A 16,293-nucleotide genomic window follows, 5' to 3' on the forward strand; every position below is an offset into this window, starting at 1 on the left:
CCGGGCCCCGGCCAGAGGCGATGCGGGCTCAGCCGAGTTTTGCCATGACCATCTTGGTGGCGCCGGACAGATCGCCGAGCCTGACCCCGGTGTCGCGGACGCTCGCCTCGCGCGCTTTGCCGCGCAGCTGCGTGTCGATGGCCTTTTGCGCCTCGGCCGCGACCTCTTCGGGGGGCAGCACGATCACGCCGCTTTCATCGGCCAGCACCGCGTCCCCCGGCATCACGACGGTGTTGCCGACGGAAACCGGCACGTTGATCGCGCCGCCGATGTCATAAAGCCGCGTGGTGATCGGCGAGACGCCCCGGCACCACATCGGGAAATCCGACTGTTCGATCTCTTCGACATCGGTGCAGGGGCCATCGACCACCGCGCCCACCGCGCCCGCCGCCTTGGCCCCCACGGTGACACCGCCGCCCCAGCAGGCATAGCGGTCATCGTGCAGCCGGTCGACGATGACGAAATCGCCGGGGCGCAGCAGGCTGAGCAGGTGGTGCAACAGGGTGCTGTCCGGCCCCGGGATCGCGATGGTAACAGCGGTGCCCACCACCCGGCGGCGCGGGATCACCGGCTGGATCTGACGGCTGAGAAAGCCGAACTGCCGCCAATGGCCGAGCGTCGCGGTTTCCACCTGCGCCAGCAGCGCCAGATCGGCATCGGGGATCTGGGCGGGCATCGGATTGATCTTATAAGTCATTTTCAAGGTCCAGTCTGGTTCGGGAAAGGGGTTAGCGGCCAAAGGCCTTGGCAAAGCCGACGCTGCGCTCAACGATCAGCACGATGGCGAGCGACAGAAGGATCAGGAGGACGGCGAGCACCGCCACCATCGGGTCGGTCCGCTCATCGACATAGCGGAAGATCGCCACCGGCAGGGTTTGCAGCCGCGGCCCGACGATGAAGAGCGAGAGCACGATCTCATCAAACGACAGGATCAGCGCGATGGCGCCCGAGGCGATCACCCCCGGCATCAGCCGCGGCAGGGTGATTTGCATAAACACCTGCAGGGGCCGCGCGCCCAGCGTCATCGCCGCTTCTTCGACATCGGTGCCGAGGTTGCTGAGCGTGGTTTGCAGGATGCGGATGGCAAAGGGCAGCGTCATCACCAGATGCGCCAGCACCAGCCCGGGATAGGTGGCCACCAGCCCGGCGGGGGTGAACACCATCAGGATGCCCAGACCCAGCATCATCGCGGGCAGGATCAGCGGCGCGAGGATCAGGTTACGGATGATCTGCCGCCCCGGAAACTCCAGCCGCACCAAAGCATAGGCGGCGGGCAGCCCGAGAACGAGGCTCAGCCCCGCCACGATCACCGCGATGATCGCGCTGTTGCGCAGCCCCTCCATGAAGGTAGCATTGCCGAGCACGGCACCGTACCATTTCAGGCTCCAGCCCGAGGGCGGGAACGACAAGTAGCTGTCGGCGCTGAACGAGATCACCAGAATGATCGCCATCGGCAGAAACACCAGGCAGAAGATCGCGGTGACATAGGCGCGGGCGGCCCATCCAAGGAATTTTGTCATCACAGGGCCCTCCGGGTCAGCAGGCGCAGGGCAAGGCCGGTCAACCCCATCGCGGTTACGAAAAACGCCAGCATCAGGAAGGAAAGCGCCGCCGCCGTGGGCCAGTCGAGCGAGACGAGCGCCAGATCATAGACTTCGGTCGCCAGAAGGAACACGCGGCCGCCACCCAGCAGCGAAGGTGTGATGAAGGACGAGACCGAGAGCACAAAGCCGATGGTCAGCCCGGCCAGAATGGCGGGCAGGCTGAGCGGCAGGGTGACGCGCCAGAACACCACCTGCGGCGGCGCACCAAGCGACATCGCCGCCTCATCCAGCCGCCGGTCGAGTTTGCCGAGACCGGCGGCGACGGTCAGGAAGATATAGGGCATGATGCTTTCGGTCAGACCGATCACCACGCCGGTATAGTTGTTCACCATCTGCAAGGGCGCGCTGCGCAGGCCGGTGACCATCAGCAGGTGATTGACCACGCCCGCATCTCCCAGCGTGACCATCCAGCCAAACGAGCGTACCACCGCCGAAATCAGCAAAGGCGAGGCGGCCAACACCGTCAGCACCGTCCGCCAGCGCGAGGTCATCCGCGAGAGGGTGAGCGCCATCGGATAGGCCAGCAGCATCCCCAGCGCTGCACAGGTCAGCGAGAGGCGCAAGGTGCGGCCCAGAAGGCTGAGGAAATAGCTGTCCTGCAGGATCTTGGCATAGGTTTGCAGGCTGAAGGCGGGGGTGATCGCGCCGTAATCCGAGATGTTCAGCGACATGCGAAAGAGCCAGAGGATCGGCGCGGCAAAGGAGAGCGCCAGCACCGCCAGAACGGGGGCCAGCAACAGCCAGGGGGTGAGGCGGGTGCTGCTGCCGGGAACGATGAACGGGCTCATGCGGCAAAAATCCGCATGTCTTCCGGCCGCCAGTCCAGCCCCACTTCGGAGCCCACCTCGGCTAGCGCCGCCTCGGGGCCGCCGGGGCGCAGCTCGGCAACCAGACGGCTGCCGCTGAGCAGTTCCAGCTCCACCTCGATTATGCTGCCGACAAAGACGCGGCGCAGAACGCGGGCGGTCAGCCCGCCGGCAGGGGGGGAAAGCCGGACCACATGCGGGCGCAGCATCACCGAGACCGCCGTGCCACTGCCCGGCGGCAGGTCTTGGGCGCGGGGTTGCGGCAGGCTTTGGCCGTGATGGCGCAGGATGGGCGCGCCCGTCGTCTGCGCGGCACGGTCGAGCGTCGCCTCAATCGCATTGGCGCGGCCGATGAAATTCGCCACGAAAGGCGTAGCGGCATGGTCGTACACTTCGGTGGGGGTGCCGATCTGCTCCAGCTGCCCCGCATTCATCACGGCAATCCGGTCGCACATGGTCAGCGCCTCTTGCTGGTCATGGGTGACGAAAAGGGTGGTGATGCCGGTGCGGGTCTGAATGTCGCGGATTTCAAAGCGCATCTCGTCGCGCAGCCGCGCATCAAGGTTCGAGAGCGGCTCATCCAAGAGCAGGATCTCCGGCTCAATCACGATGGCGCGGGCGATGGCCACCCGTTGTTGCTGCCCGCCCGAGAGTTCCGACGGGCGACGCTGGCCGAAACTGTCCAGCCGCACCGCCCGCAAGGCCTCGGCGACGCGGGCGGCGGTTTCTTCCTTGCCCACTTTGCGCAGGCGCAGGCCAAAGGCCACATTTTGCGCGACGGTCATATGCGGGAACAACGCATAGGACTGGAACACCAGCCCCAGATTGCGTTCCCAGGGCGGGCGGGACACGATGTCCTGCCCGCCGATGCTGATCTGCCCGGAGGTGGGCGCCAAAAGCCCGGCAAACATCCGCAAGGTGGTGGATTTGCCGCAGCCGGACGGACCCAACAGGCCGATGAACTCGCCTTTGGCGATGTCAAAGGACAGCCGGTCCACCGCCGGTCGCTTGCCGCCGTAATCGAAGGTCAGGTTCTCGATGCGGATATGCGCAGCGGGTACCGGGGTGGTGGCGGGGGAGAGGGTCATGGGTCCGTCCTGTCTCATGCCGGGGAGGGGCTCAGTTGCTGGCCGAGATGATCTGACGCTTCCAGATCTGGTTCCATTCCTCGGATTTCGTCGCAGCCCAGCCCCAGTCGAGCGGCAGCATCTTGTCGAGCTGACCGGCCACGGTGCGGGCGGTCGCCTCGGCGCTGACCTCGGCCTTGGCATTCACCGGGGCGTAGAACATCGCTTCGGTAAAGGCGGATTGTGCCTCGGGCGACAGGGCGTAGTTGATGAAGGCCTTGGCGGCTTCGGCGTTTTTCGAGCCCTCAACCAGGTTGATCGTGTTGATCTGCAGGATCGAACCTTCGGCGGGCAGCATCACCCCCAGTTTGCCGCCGGATTCATCGGCGTAATACTGGCCACGCGCATTCCAGCCGGTGCCCAGAACATCGGTGCCATTGATCACCAAAGTGTAGGCATCGGGCTTGGGGTCAAAGGTCTGCACGCCCGGTGCCATTTCGGCCAGCTTGGCGGCGGCTTTCTCAACGCTTTGCGTGTAATCTTCGCCCAGCATCGCCGAGGTCATCACCATCAGCCCCGAGCCGAGGATCGAGGGCATCGAGGTGACCGCCATCTTGCCCGCATAGGTCTTGTCCCACAGGACAGAGAGTGAGGTGGGCGCGGTGGGGAAAGCCTCGGTGTTGTAGAGCACCACCAGATTGTCGAAGGTGACGGCGGGGCCATAGCCCTCTTTCACAATCGCCTGCGGCACCAGATCGGCCAGGTTCGGCACATCCGTGGTGCTCAGCGGCGCCAGCAGCCCCTCCTTGTCGCCGATCAGCGAGGTGGAGACGTCGAAAATCACCACATCGGTCTGCGCGTCGCTCGCCTGCGAGCGCAGATTGCCGAGCATGGCCGAAGAGGAGGGCGAAGCGAAATAGGTCACCTTCACATTGGGGAATTTCGCCTCAAAGGGTTTGACCACGGCTTCGGTGTATTTGTCCTGGAAGATGCCGGAATAGGCGGCGAGGGTGATCTCGCCCGAGACATCCTGCGCGGCGGCGGCCGTGGCCGAGGCGGCAATCGCGGCGGCAACGACGGCGGGAAGAAGATGGCATTTCATCGAAAAGTGCTCCTGTTGGATCCGGGGCCTTTGGGTGGGCGGGCCCTGTTTTTCGGGTTTGGATCTGACCGGGCACGCCTCGGCCAGGGCGGCCAAGCGGGGCCGTCTTGGGGCGGTGCAGTGCGGGGGCAGGTTCCGCTTTGCCAGAGGCTCTGGCGGCGGAACAGAAAGTGGCGGGGCTTCGGATGTCCCTTTGCAGATCCGATGCAACGATCTGGGGCGGATAAAGTCCAATCGAATTTTTCTTCGGTGGGTATCGAAAAAATTTGGGGCGGTGGGGCGGCGATAACGGGCCGTGACGATTCACGTAACTAACCGTAAATAATCAAAAAAACCTCCGGTCACGCGAACGTGCCGGAGGACAGGGAGGGAGGGGGAAAGGGGTAGGGAAGGCGCGTTTAATAGCCGCGTTTGGCATCGGCCAGATCGGGCACACTGCCGGTTTCCTGGAAGGTGCGGATGTTCTTCGCCACGATCTTGCTGCCGGTCGGCGCATCGATCAGCGAGGCGACATGCGGCGTGACGGTGACCTTGGGATGCGTCCAGAACGGATGCGCGGCGGGCAGGGGTTCAACATGGAACACATCCAGCGTGGCGCCGCCGATCTGGCCGGAATTCAGCGCCTCGATCAGATCGCTGTCCACCAGATGCGGCCCCCGCGCGGCATTGATCACCGAGGCGCCGCGTTTGAGGCGGTTGAACGTATCGGCATTCAGGATGCCACGGGTGTTCTCGGTCAGCGGCAAGAGGCAAACGAGGATCTCGGTGCCCTCAAGAAACGCGCCGAAACCTTCGGCCCCGGCATAGCATTGCACGCCCGGGATGTCCTTCGGTGCCCGCGACCAGCCCGCCACCTGAAAGCCGATCTGGGTAAGCAGTTCCGCCGCCGCCGCCCCGAGATTGCCCAGCCCCATCACGCCGACGCGGCGTCCGGTGGCGGGCGGCACGATGATCTGCTCCCAGGCCTGACGGTTCTGATTGGCCTGAATGGCGGGCAATTCGCGGTGATGGCGCAGCACATGCAGCGCCACATATTCCTTCATCCGTTGCGTCAGATCGGTGCCGACGGTGCGGATGATCGGCACATCTTCGGGCAGTTCCTTGTCGGCCAGCACATGGTCGATGCCCGCGCCGAGCGAAACGATGGCCTTCAGGTTCTTGAACGGCGTCATCGCGCCGGTTGTCGGCCGCCAGACCACCGAATAGGTCACCTTTTCGGGGTCGGGCACTTTGCTCATCGGATAGATGTCCCAATCGGGCATCAGATCGCGCAGCATCTGGCACCACCATTCGGTCTTGTCTTCGGCGGGCAGGGAGACGGCAATGCTCATGGCGGGTCCTCAACTGGGTATTGCATCAGGGTTGTCCCATTCACCGCAGTGGGGGGCGCTGCGTCAAAGCAAAAATTCTGCGGCTGCCCATAGAAAATATTTATGTGGAATTTCATCCGGGTTGCGTTAGGCTCCGCCCATGAACTTCAAACAGTTGGAAGCCTTTTACTGGCTCACCCGTCTTAAAAGTTATCAGCGCGTCGCCGATCACATCGGCTTGACGCAACCGGCTGTTTCTGCGCGCATTTCCGGGCTTGAGGATAGTTTTGGCGTACCGCTGATCGACCGCTCCGAGGCGGATTTCACCCTGACCGAACAGGGTCATGAAGTGGCGGAATATGCGGAAACCTTCCTCAATCTGAGCGAGGCATTGACCAGCCGTCTGATGCTGAAGCAAAAAAGGCGTTATACGATTGGACTGGTGTCGATGGTCACCATCACCTGGGGCATCACCCTGCGCCGCAAGATCGCGACCATGGCCGATGCGCCCTTGGTGGATTTCTATTCCGGTGCCAATGTCGATCTGCGCCCGCAGGTGAAATCCGGCGCGCTCGACATGGCCTTTGTCACCGGCGAGGCGGGGCTGCCGCAGATCCAGAACAGTTTCTCGGTGCTCTATGACGTGGGCTGGGTCGCGCGTCCCGATGTGGTGGGCGAGATCACCCGCCCGCTGACGCCCGATGAGCTGCGCGAATTGCCGTTGGTGCTTTATCCGCATACCTCGCCTTTGTTCGGCCCGGTGGCGGATTTGATCGAGGAAACCAAGCGGCGGCCGAATTCGCGCCATACCGGCAATTCGATGAGCACGATCTGCGATCTGGTCAAGGCGGGCTATGGGGCGTCCGCCGTGCCGCTGGCGGCGCTGGAGCAAGAGATTGCCACCGGGATGCTGGTCGAGATTCCCACCACGGTGAAGCTCGCGCCGCTCGACATCCGCTGCGTGCATGTGAACAAGGCGCGCAAGGCGCAGACCGAGGCGATCTTTCAGCTCGCCCGGCAGGCGGCAGAGGAATGGGCGGTGGCGCATCCGCGCTATGTCAGTTTCCGCCCGACCTGATCAGGCCAGCAGCTCGCGCAACAGGCTGATCGGGTGGCGCAGCGTCGCCCCCGCTTGAATCTCTGCCTGACAGCGGCAGGAAAAACCTGTGGCGAGCAGCGGCAGATCGCCCGCCTCCATCTGCGCGGCCCAGGATTGCGCAAAGATCCCGGCGCTGGCTTTCGCATTGCGGGTCTCATGCCCCCAGGTGCCCGCCATGCCGCAACAGCCGGTTTTGGGCCGCTCCAGCGTGACGCCCAGATGCGCAAAGATCGCCGCCCAATCGCCCGCGCTGTCGGGGCAGAGCGTGGATTCGGTGCAATGGCTGAGCAGACGCGCGCGCAGCGGTGTCCCCGCCGTAGCTCCGATTTTTGTCCCTGTCGTGGCCCGCGCGGCCATGTGCGTGCGCAGCCATTCCTGCGGCAAGAGCACCGGTGGCCCCTCGCGCCCCAGAGCCTCGGCATAATCATCGCGGTAGCTCAGCACCACCGCGGGTTCGAGGCCGATCAGCGGCAATCCGGCCGCGTGCAGCCGGTCCAATAGTGCCACCTGCCGCTCGGCGGTGCGACGGTAGGCGGTGAGGCGGCCCAGCACATGCAGGGGTTTGCCGCTGGGGCGGTAGGGGGCGAGCCAGGGTTGATATCCCAAAGCCCGGATCACGGCGGCAAGGTCAAGCAGCAGATTGGGTTCAAAGAACCGGGTAAAGGCATCGGGCACCAACACGACATTGCTGGCCGGATCGGGCAGCGCCCCCGCAGGCAACAGGGGCAGGCCCTCGCGCGCGGCGCGCTGGCGAAAGTTCACGGCGGGCATCTGCGGCAGATGCTGCAGGCCGATCCGGCGGAGGAAGGCCGCGCAGGGGCCGCTGGTGGCCGCGTTGAACAACGGGCGCAGACGCTCGGCCAGAGGCAAGAGCGGCTCGAGCCAGGCGAGGGCGTGATCGGCCAGCGGGCGGCGGTGGCGGCTGTACCAGCTTTCGAGAAACTTCACCCGAAAGCGCGGCACATCCACCTGCACCGGACAGGCCCGCGAACAGGCGCGGCACGACAGGCACCCGTCGAGCGCCGCTTTCACCTCGGCCTCAAACGTCGGCTCGGCCCGTCCCTCGGGGCCGCCCTGCCGCAGCCATTCGCGCACGAGGCCCGCGCGGCCTTTCGGCGAATGCCGCCGGTCCAGGGTGATCTTATACGAGGGACACATCACCTCGGCGGCGCTCTGGGCAAAGCAGGCGCCATTGCCATTGCAGGCCAGCGCGGGGGCATAATCCGCGCGGATCGCGGGCGCGATCTGCCGATCCTGCTGACCCCGGAGCGGCACCCCGTCGATGCGCAACAGTGGCGCGGCATCGGTTGCCGTCACGGGCGCGGCGATCTTGCCCGGGTTCATCTGGTTGCCGGGATCAAAAGCGGCCTTGATCGCCTGCAGGCTGGGATAGAGCGGCCCGAAAACTTCGGGCACATATTCCGAGCGCATGCCCTTGCCATGCTCGCCCCAAAGGAGCCCGCCATGCTGCCGCGCGAGGGTTTGCACCTTTTCGGTCACGCGGCGGATCAGCGGCTCTTGCGCATGATCGGTCAGATCAAGCGCGGGGCGGACGTGCAGCACCCCGGCATCCACATGGCCAAACATGCCATAATCCAGCCCTTCGGCATCCAGAATGGCGCGGAACCCGGCGATAAAGGGCTCCAGCGCGGCGGGCGGCACCGCGCAATCCTCGACAAAGGGCAGGGGGCGGCGGGTGGTGCCGCTGCGCCCCAAGAGGCCCACGGCCTTCTTGCGCATCTCCCAGATGCGGGCGACGGCGGCGCCATCGGCGCGGGCCTGTCCCCGCCGTCCCGGCATCGGTGTGGCAAGGACCGCCTGCAGCCGGGCGATCCGCGCCTCCAGTTCTGCCGGATCATCGGCGGTGATCTCCACCATGTTCACACCCTGCGCGGTGGCATCGGGGAAACAGGCCGCCACCCCCGCCCAGACCGGATCGGCGCGCGCGAGGTTGAGCACCCGGCTGTCGATGGTTTCAATCGAGGTGGCCCCGAGTGGTGCCAGCACCTGCCCATCGCGCAGCGCCGATTGGAAATCGTCGTAAAAGAGCAAGATCACCGTGGCGAGGCGCGGGATCGGCAAGAGGTTCAGCCGCGCCTCGGCGATCAGACCCAGCGTTCCCTCGGCGCCGCAGATCACCGCGCCCGCATCGATGCGCCCGTCGGGGCGGCGGATATGCGCCAGATCATAGCCGGTGAGGCTGCGGTTCATCTTCGGGAAACGCTCGGCGATCAATGCGGCCTGATCGGTGGCGATCCCTGCCAGAAGCCGCAAAATCTCGCCCGCGCGGCCCGGATGCTTGGCCAGCGTTTCCGGGTCCTGCGGCCCGGTGTCCAGCACCTCGCCCCCCGCCATGACCAGCGTCAGGTTCAGCACATGGTCCGAGGTTTTGCCATAGGCACAGGACCCCTGACCGCAGGCATCGGTCGAGATCATGCCGCCGATGGTCGCGCGCGACGATGTGGAGAGTTCGGGCGCAAAGAACAGCCCATGCGGCGCAAGGGCGGTGTTGAGCTGATCCTTGATCACCCCCGGTTCAACCCGCACCCAACGCTCAGTCGCGTTGATTTCCAGAATGCCGGTCATGTGGCGGGCGCAATCGACCACGAGGCCATGGCCCAGCGACTGGCCATTGGTGCCGGTGCCGCCGCCGCGTGGGCGGATCACCACCCCGGCAAATTCGGGCCGCGCCAACAGCTCTGCGATCAGGCGCAGATCCCCGGCATGGCGCGGATGGGCCACCGCCTCCGGCGTCACCTGATAGATGGAATTGTCGGTGGCCAGCACCAGCCGGTCCGAGGCGCGCGCGCTCAGATCACCGGCAAAGCCCGCCTGCCGCAGGGCGGCGAGGAAATCCGCGTAAAGGTCCATGATCCGCCTTTGATCGGGGGCTTCCGGCTGTGTGCCGGAAGCCCGGGGTGACCCGAGGATCAGGCCGCAAACCGCTTGGACACATGGTCGCGGATAAAGCCCGCGCCGATGCTGACCAGCCGCGCGGTCAACGCCGCCCCGGTCTCGGCCGAGCAATAGACCGGATCGCCGCCCCAGACGCCATGAGGCGCGGTTTCCAGCGCCTCGATCGGGGCCTGCAGGCGGGCACCGGCATATTTCAGCGCGGCAAAGCCCGCCACCTCAACCCCCATCGCGGTCTGGCCTTTCGGCGGCGCTTTCGCCAGATCCATGCGCAGGATCTCGGGGTAGTAATGCAGCCCGACCGAGGTCAAGGGATCGCCGCCATGGCCCGAGGATTTCGCCGCAGCCTCAGCCCCGAGGATGTCTTTCAGCAATTCATAGCTGATTTGCCACAGATACATCGAGGCGACGAACATGCCGTTTGTCTGCCGCCATTTCAGCGAGACATCGTTGATCGCGGTGACATTGCCGCCATGGCCGTTGATCACCAGCACCTTGGTCAGCCCATGCCGCGCGAGGCAGGCGAACATGTCGTCAAGCACCGCCACCAGCGTCGATTGCGACAGTGCGATACCGCCATGCGACGAGCCGAAGTAATCGGCACCGCCAAAGGGGATCACCGGGGCGATGAAAGTGGGAATACCGTCGGCCCGCGCAGCGCGCGCAATGTCCAGCGCCACCGCTTCGGCGGCAAGATAATCGCCCATCGGCGCGTGCGTGCCCTGATCTTCGAGCGAGCCCATCGGCAAGAGGATCACCGCATCCTCGTTCAAAAATTGCCGGGCTTCCTCGCTGGTCAATTCAGCGATCTTGATTTTATCGGTCAGCATGTGTGATTTCCTTACAGAATGTCGTCTCGGAGGCAGGCGGTTTGATGGCCGGCGCCCACCGTCCGCAGGGGCGGAACGCTTTGGGCGCAGGCGTCCTGCGCATAGGGGCAGCGGCTGCGGAACACACAGCCGGAGGGCGGAGAGAGCGGCGAGGGGATCTCGCCGGTCAGGCGGATGCGGCGGCCATCGTGATGCAGGCTGGGTTCAGCCGAGATCAGGGCCGCGGTATAGGGGTGTTTCGGCGCGAAATGGATCTCATCGGCGGGGCCGACCTCCATCACCCGCCCGAGGTAAAGCACCATCACCCGGTCAGAAATATAGCGCACGACCGAGAGGTCATGGCTGATGAACAACAGCGAAATCCCGGTCTTGGCGCGCAGATCGGCCAGAAGGTTCAGCACCTGCGCCTGGATCGAGACATCGAGCGCCGAGACCGCCTCATCACAGACGATGAAACGCGGCTCTACCGCCAGCGCGCGGGCAATGCCGATCCGCTGCCGCTGGCCGCCGGAAAATTCATGCGGGAGGCGGTCGAGAAAGCTGGGGTTCAGCCCGACCAGCCCCATCAGTTCGCGCAAACGCCCCTCTCGCGCGGGGCCCAGATGCAGCTGATGGGTGTCCAGCGCCTCCGCCAGCACCGCGCGAATGGATTTGCGCGGATCGAGGCTGGCATAGGGGTCCTGAAAGATGATCTGCATCTCTTTGCGCAGCGCACGGAGCGCCTCGGGGGCGAGGGTGTTCAGATCCTGCCCGTCAAAGCGCATCGCGCCGCTTTGCGAGGGGATCAACCGCAGCACCGCCTTGCCGATCGTGCTTTTGCCCGAGCCACTTTCACCGACCAGCCCCAGCACTTCGCCGGGCTGCACGGTCAGGCTGACATCGCGCAGAACCTGCATCATCTTCTTGCCGAAGATGCCACTGCGGCCAACGGGATAGCTTTTGTTCAAGTCGTGGATTTCCAGCAGCGGTGTCTGGCTCATGCGGCATCCTCCGCGGCTTGGGGCAGGGCGGGCGCTTCGGGGGCGCGCAGGCAGCGCACCGATCTTGTGCCATCGCTGTGGGGGAAGAGGGCTGGTTCCGTCTCGGCGCAGGCGGCAAGGGCCATCGGGCAACGGTCGCGGAAAGCGCAGCCCGAGGGGCGGGCGTCGGGCAAGGGCGGCGTGCCGGAAATCGCGGGCAGCCGGTCGCCGCGGGTGGAATGCAGCCCCTCATGCGAGGAGGGCATGCTGTCCAGCAGCGCGCGGGTATAGGGGTGATGCGGATCGCGCAAAACCTCGGACGCGGGGCCTTCCTCGACCACCTGGCCCGAATACATCACTGCCACACGGTCGGCGATATCGGCGACAATGCCAAGGTTATGGCTGATGAACAACAGGCTGAGCCCCTGCGCCTGATCCTGCCGAAGACTTTGCAGCAGTTCGATAATCTCGGCCTGAATTGTCACGTCGAGCGCGGTTGTCGGCTCATCCGCGATCAAGAGGCGCGGCGCGCAGGTCAGCGCCATGGCGATCATCACCCGCTGCCGCATCCCGCCCGACATTTCATGCGGATAGCCGTCAAAGCGCCGCGCGGCCTCGTTGATCCCCACCCGTTCCAAGAGCGCAATCGCGCGGGTGCGGGCGGCGGCCGCCGACATCGGCTCATGCGCCAGCAAAGCCTCGACCATCTGCGCGCCGACCTTGTGGATCGGGTTCAGCGCGGTCATCGGCTCCTGAAAGATCATCGCCACATCATTGCCGCGGATATCCTCCAGCGCGCGGGGGCTCTGGGTGCCGAGGTCGATCATCTCGCCCGATTTGCGCCGCAGCCGCAAGGTGCCGCCCGCCTGCCGGATGCCGCCCGGCAACAGCCCCATCAGCGCCAGCGAGGACAGCGATTTGCCGGATCCGCTCTCGCCCACCAGCGCCGTGCATTGATTGGCGCGCAGGGTCAGCGAGAGGTCATTGATCAGGGTGATCGGGCTGCCGGGGCGCGGCACTTCCAGTTTCAGATTGTGGATGGCGGCGACCACATCCCCGGCCTCCTCGGCGGGGCGTTCGGCCAGCGACAGCGGGCGCGACGTCTCATCCTTGCCGCGTGCCGAGGCGCCTTTGGGATCAAGCGTGTCGCGCAGCCGGTCGCAGAAGAAATTGATCGCATAGATGGTCAGCACGAGGGCGGCGCAGGGGATGATGATCCCCAAAGGGTCCTGGTTCATGAACTGGCGCGCGCCGCGGATCATCTGGCCCCAGGAGGGGGCCGGGGGCACAACGCCAAGGCCGAGGAACGACAGCCCGCTTTCAATGGTGATCGCGGCAGCGGCGGTCAGCGAATATTGCACCGAGACGGGGCCCGCGATGTTGGGCAGCACGGTGCGCAAGACGATGCGCCAGGAGGAGGTGCCAAGCGCGCGGGAGGCTTCAACGAAATCGAGGGCGGAGACGCGCAGGGCCTCGGAAAAGGCGATACGGGCGAAGCTGGGGAAATAGAGCACCGAGAGCACGGCGACCAGCGTGCCTGCGCCGGGGCCAAAGAGGGTGACCACCAGCAGCGCCAGCAGAATGGGCGGGAAACACAGCACCACATCGGCCAGCCGCGTCGTCATAAACTCAAACGGGCCGCGGAAATAGGCACCGATCAGGCCAAAGAGCGTGCCGACGATACAGGCGATCGAGGTGGCGACAAAGGCCACCGTCAGCGAGACCTGGCCGCCGTACAGCACGCGCGCCAGACGGTCGCGGCCAAATTCATCCTGCCCCAGCCAGTGGCTCAGGCTCGGGGCGGCCAGACGGTCGCGCACGGCGATCTTGACGGGGTCTGCGCCGGTGATCAGCGGTGCGGCAAAGGGGATCAGGATCAGCGCCGCCAGAAGCAGGCTGGGCAGGATCATCCGTTTGGGAAAGCGTTTGGGAAGCAATGTCATTTCAGGCGGATCCTCGGGTCCAAGAGCGAGGACAGGATGTCGATCACCAGATTGATGCCGATGAACAGGGCGGCGACGGTCAGGATGATGGCGCGCACGGTGGGATAGTCGCGCTGCTCGACCGCGGTGACCAGAAGGCCGCTGAGGCCGGGCCAGTTGTAGACGAATTCGACCAGCACGGTGGAGCCGAGCAGGATGCCAAGCTGCAGCCCGACGACGGTGATCACCGGCCCCATCGCATTGCGCAGGATATGGCGGCGCACCACCAGCCTGCGGCGCAGCCCCTTGGCGGTGGCGGTGCGCACCCAGTCATGGCCGCGCATCTCGAGCACGCTCGCCCGGGTCATCCGAAAGACGATGGTTGCCAGATGCAGCCCCACTGTCAGCGCGGGCAGCACCAGCATTTGCAGATGCTGGCCCGGGTTGCTGGCAAAGGAGACATAGCCCCCCGCCGGCAACCAGCCGAGCGTTTGCGCGAAGAAATAGATGAAGAGCGTGCCGATCACAAAACCCGGCACCGAGGTCAGCAGCGCGTTGAGGCCGGAGGCGGCAATGTCAAACCGCCCGCCCGCCCGCAGCCCCGCCGCCGTGCCCGCCGGGATCGCCAAGGTCAGCGCCAGAACAGCGCCGACGATGATGATTTCCAGCGTGCGTGGCAGCCGCAGTGCGATGGCGGCCGAGATCGAGCCGTCATCGACGATGGAGCGGCCGAAATCGAACGCCAGACTGTTGCGCAGGAAATCCGCATATTGCACCCAGACCGGCTGATCGAGGCCCATTTCGGCGCGCAGATTGGCAATGGCTTCCGGCGTCGCCGAGCCGCCGCCGGTGGACAGCAGGAGTTCCGCCGGATCGCCCGGCACGATCATCAACAGCGAGAAGATGATCGTGCCGACAACCAGCAGCATGGCAGCCGCCGCCACCACCCGACGCATCAGAAAAGCCAGCATGCGGAACTCCTTACCCCAGTATCGTCAGCCCAGTTTCGTCTCGTCCAGCGCATAGGCCGAGGAGCCGCTGAGGAAGCCCGGAAGCTCCTCGAACCCGGTGACGGTTTTCTTCATCGCATAGGCCTGAATGCGCCAGTTGAGCGGCACCTGCGGCACTTCTTCGTAATAGGCGACGACGAGGTCCTGATAGATCGCCTTGCGCTTCTCGGGGTCCACCTCGGCGCGGCCCTGTTCCAGAAGGCCATCGATCCGCGTACTCTTGAAGCCGAAGGATTGCAGATAGGATGGGTTGCCGGAATAGAGCAGCGACCAGAGCGCATCGGGGTCGTTGTAATTGCCCGAGGTGCCATGCACCGCGATGTCATATTTGCCCTCCTTGCCGGCGGTGACGCGGGTGCCCCAATCGGGCAGATCCAGCGTCGCATTGATGCCGATCATCGAGAGATAGGCCTGCACAACAGAGGCGGTGTCCTGGTGCATCCCATAGGTCGCGGTGGCCAGCAGGCGGCAGTCAAAGCCGTTCGGATAGCCCGCTTCGGCGAGCAAAGCCTTGGCCTTCTCGATGTCAAAGCTCCATTCATGCGCCGGATCCGCGAGGTCAAACGGCGAGCCCTGCGGGTTCGGCAGGCCGTACAGCGGCACGCCACGCCCGGCAAAGGCGCCATCGACGACATCCTGACGCTCGATCGCATAGCCCACCGCCTGCCGCACCTTGGCATTGGCAAAGGGGCCCTCGGTGACGTTGAACAAGAGGAACATGAACGGCCCCAACGTGCTCTTCATCTGCAGGCTGTCCGATGCCTCGACCGCGTCAAACTGCGTCCAGGGCAGATATTCGATCAGATCGACATCGCCCGCCTCCAGCGCCGCATAGCGCAGGTTTTCATCGGCATAGGCGATGAAGCGGATGCCATCCACATTCGGCTGATCCGACATGTAATAATCCGGGAAGCGTTCCAGCTCGATATAAACGCCTTTTTCGCTGCCCTTCATCGTGAAGGGACCGGCGCCGATCACCGCATCTTCGGTGCTTTTCGCCGAGATCACCGGGCAACAATAGCTGGCCATCAGATCGAGGAAAATCGCGCTCGGGCTGTTCAGGGTGATCTGTACGGTTTTATCGTCGACAGCGGTGACATCGGTGATGATCGTCAGGTCGCTTTTCAGATAGGCGGTCGAGCCTTCCTTGGTGATTTCGCCCAAAGAATAGATTACATCGGCGGCGGTCACCGGGCTGCCGTCATGGAAGACCGCGTTGGCGCGGATCTTGAAGACGGCGGTTTGCGGATCGCTCCATTCCACGCTTTCCGCCACTTCCGGCAAGAGCTTGCCCGAGGCGTCATAGCCCATCAGCCCGCGGTACATCATCAGCTTGACGGTGTTGGCCGCCCCCCCGGTGTTGTCAAAGGGCTTGATCGTCGGCGGGAAGGTGGAGAGGCCGAATTTCAGCACGGATCCGGCCGATTGCGCGCGCAGGCCCTGCGGCAATGCGAGGGCTGCAACACCCGCACCCAGGCTGAGCAGAACGGCGCGGCGGGTGGCGGTGGGACCCATCATGGAAGAGCGTTTCATGGTTACCTCGGAGCTGTTGGAGGGGATGCGGGCTTGTGCCTCGTCTTGGGGTGGATCGAACGCCGGGGGGGCGGGTGCTGTCCAATCGAAAAAACTTTTATGACGGATAGATTTCTTTTCCTTGGCACCTCTGTGACA

13 protein-coding genes are annotated in these 16,293 nt (G+C 64.8%); 1 reads left to right on the forward strand and 12 read right to left on the reverse strand.

Annotated features, from left to right (window positions below):
* Positions 1-28: 28 nt before the first annotated feature.
* The 6 genes from ACEN2S_RS08980 to ACEN2S_RS09005 all read right to left on the reverse strand — a co-directional run bounded on the left by ACEN2S_RS08980 (position 29) and on the right by ACEN2S_RS09005 (position 5,910).
* A complete protein-coding gene (locus tag ACEN2S_RS08980) occupies positions 29-697 on the reverse strand; it encodes an RraA family protein (protein WP_441865192.1) in 669 nt (222 codons plus the stop codon).
* 31 nt (positions 698-728) lie between these two features.
* Positions 729-1,520 (reverse strand): ABC transporter permease, encoded by a 792-nt coding sequence (locus ACEN2S_RS08985; protein ID WP_441865194.1) that lies wholly within the window; start codon positions 1,518-1,520, stop codon positions 729-731.
* Positions 1,520-2,392 carry an ABC transporter permease gene (locus ACEN2S_RS08990; RefSeq protein ID WP_441865196.1) on the reverse strand — a complete coding sequence of 291 codons (873 nt, stop codon included), beginning with the start codon at positions 2,390-2,392 and terminating at the stop codon, positions 1,520-1,522. The genes ACEN2S_RS08985 and ACEN2S_RS08990 overlap by 1 nt, the downstream gene beginning before the upstream one ends.
* A complete protein-coding gene (locus tag ACEN2S_RS08995) occupies positions 2,389-3,498 on the reverse strand; it encodes an ABC transporter ATP-binding protein (RefSeq protein ID WP_441865198.1) in 1,110 nt (369 codons plus the stop codon). Before ACEN2S_RS08995 ends, ACEN2S_RS08990 begins: the two co-directional genes overlap by 4 nt.
* A gap of 31 nt (positions 3,499-3,529) precedes the next feature.
* Positions 3,530-4,579: an ABC transporter substrate-binding protein gene (locus ACEN2S_RS09000; RefSeq protein ID WP_441865200.1), complete on the reverse strand. Its 1,050-nt coding sequence runs from the start codon at positions 4,577-4,579 to the stop codon at positions 3,530-3,532.
* A 398-nt stretch (positions 4,580-4,977) separates the two neighbouring features.
* The gene (locus ACEN2S_RS09005; protein ID WP_441865203.1) at positions 4,978-5,910 is read right to left on the reverse strand and encodes a 2-hydroxyacid dehydrogenase; all 933 of its coding nucleotides are present in this window, start codon (positions 5,908-5,910) and stop codon (positions 4,978-4,980) included.
* A 139-nt stretch (positions 5,911-6,049) separates the two neighbouring features.
* Between ACEN2S_RS09005 and ACEN2S_RS09010 the strand changes: the two genes are divergently transcribed.
* Positions 6,050-6,967: a LysR family transcriptional regulator gene (locus ACEN2S_RS09010; RefSeq protein ID WP_441865206.1), complete on the forward strand. Its 918-nt coding sequence runs from the start codon at positions 6,050-6,052 to the stop codon at positions 6,965-6,967.
* Here ACEN2S_RS09010 and ACEN2S_RS09015 read toward each other — a convergent pair whose 3' ends face one another.
* Genes ACEN2S_RS09015 through ACEN2S_RS09040 form a run of 6 tightly spaced genes read right to left on the reverse strand, consistent with a single transcriptional unit; the run spans position 6,968 to position 16,155 of the window.
* Positions 6,968-9,859, reverse strand: a complete 2,892-nt coding sequence (locus ACEN2S_RS09015; protein ID WP_441865208.1) for an FAD-binding and (Fe-S)-binding domain-containing protein — start codon at positions 9,857-9,859, stop codon at positions 6,968-6,970.
* Positions 9,860-9,918: 59 nt separating this feature from the next.
* A complete protein-coding gene (locus ACEN2S_RS09020; RefSeq protein WP_441865211.1) occupies positions 9,919-10,731 on the reverse strand; it encodes a creatininase family protein in 813 nt (270 codons plus the stop codon).
* An 11-nt stretch (positions 10,732-10,742) separates the two neighbouring features.
* Complete coding sequence (locus tag ACEN2S_RS09025; protein ID WP_441865214.1) at positions 10,743-11,711, reverse strand: ABC transporter ATP-binding protein; 969 nt, start codon at positions 11,709-11,711, stop codon at positions 10,743-10,745.
* Positions 11,708-13,633 carry a dipeptide/oligopeptide/nickel ABC transporter permease/ATP-binding protein gene (locus ACEN2S_RS09030; protein WP_441865217.1) on the reverse strand — a complete coding sequence of 642 codons (1,926 nt, stop codon included), beginning with the start codon at positions 13,631-13,633 and terminating at the stop codon, positions 11,708-11,710. The genes ACEN2S_RS09025 and ACEN2S_RS09030 overlap by 4 nt, the downstream gene beginning before the upstream one ends.
* Positions 13,630-14,583, reverse strand: coding sequence for an ABC transporter permease (locus ACEN2S_RS09035; protein ID WP_441865220.1), 954 nt, complete (start codon positions 14,581-14,583; stop codon positions 13,630-13,632). Before ACEN2S_RS09035 ends, ACEN2S_RS09030 begins: the two co-directional genes overlap by 4 nt.
* A gap of 24 nt (positions 14,584-14,607) precedes the next feature.
* Positions 14,608-16,155 (reverse strand): ABC transporter substrate-binding protein, encoded by a 1,548-nt coding sequence (locus ACEN2S_RS09040; protein WP_441865223.1) that lies wholly within the window; start codon positions 16,153-16,155, stop codon positions 14,608-14,610.
* Positions 16,156-16,293 lie beyond the last annotated feature (138 nt).

It is taken from the genome of Phaeovulum sp. W22_SRMD_FR3 (assembly GCF_052113705.1).
Lineage (GTDB): Bacteria > Pseudomonadota > Alphaproteobacteria > Rhodobacterales > Rhodobacteraceae > JBGQOG01.

Bases quoted from the DNA above. Each gene is read 5' to 3' on its own strand.
- ACEN2S_RS09030 (WP_441865217.1), bottom strand. From the start codon at position 13,633: ATGACATTGCTTCCCAAACGCTTTCCCAAACGGATGATCCTGCCCAGC.
- ACEN2S_RS08985 (WP_441865194.1), bottom strand. From the start codon at position 1,520: ATGACAAAATTCCTTGGATGGGCCGCCCGCGCCTATGTCACCGCGATC.
- ACEN2S_RS09015 (WP_441865208.1), bottom strand. From the start codon at position 9,859: ATGGACCTTTACGCGGATTTCCTCGCCGCCCTGCGGCAGGCGGGCTTT.
- ACEN2S_RS09000 (WP_441865200.1), bottom strand. From the start codon at position 4,579: ATGAAATGCCATCTTCTTCCCGCCGTCGTTGCCGCCGCGATTGCCGCC.
- ACEN2S_RS09025 (WP_441865214.1), bottom strand. From the start codon at position 11,711: ATGAGCCAGACACCGCTGCTGGAAATCCACGACTTGAACAAAAGCTAT.
- ACEN2S_RS08995 (WP_441865198.1), bottom strand. From the start codon at position 3,498: ATGACCCTCTCCCCCGCCACCACCCCGGTACCCGCTGCGCATATCCGC.
- ACEN2S_RS09010 (WP_441865206.1), top strand. From the start codon at position 6,050: ATGAACTTCAAACAGTTGGAAGCCTTTTACTGGCTCACCCGTCTTAAA.
- ACEN2S_RS09040 (WP_441865223.1), bottom strand. From the start codon at position 16,155: ATGAAACGCTCTTCCATGATGGGTCCCACCGCCACCCGCCGCGCCGTT.
- ACEN2S_RS09035 (WP_441865220.1), bottom strand. From the start codon at position 14,583: ATGCTGGCTTTTCTGATGCGTCGGGTGGTGGCGGCGGCTGCCATGCTG.
- ACEN2S_RS08990 (WP_441865196.1), bottom strand. From the start codon at position 2,392: ATGAGCCCGTTCATCGTTCCCGGCAGCAGCACCCGCCTCACCCCCTGG.
- ACEN2S_RS09020 (WP_441865211.1), bottom strand. From the start codon at position 10,731: ATGCTGACCGATAAAATCAAGATCGCTGAATTGACCAGCGAGGAAGCC.
- ACEN2S_RS09005 (WP_441865203.1), bottom strand. From the start codon at position 5,910: ATGAGCATTGCCGTCTCCCTGCCCGCCGAAGACAAGACCGAATGGTGG.
- ACEN2S_RS08980 (WP_441865192.1), bottom strand. From the start codon at position 697: ATGACTTATAAGATCAATCCGATGCCCGCCCAGATCCCCGATGCCGAT.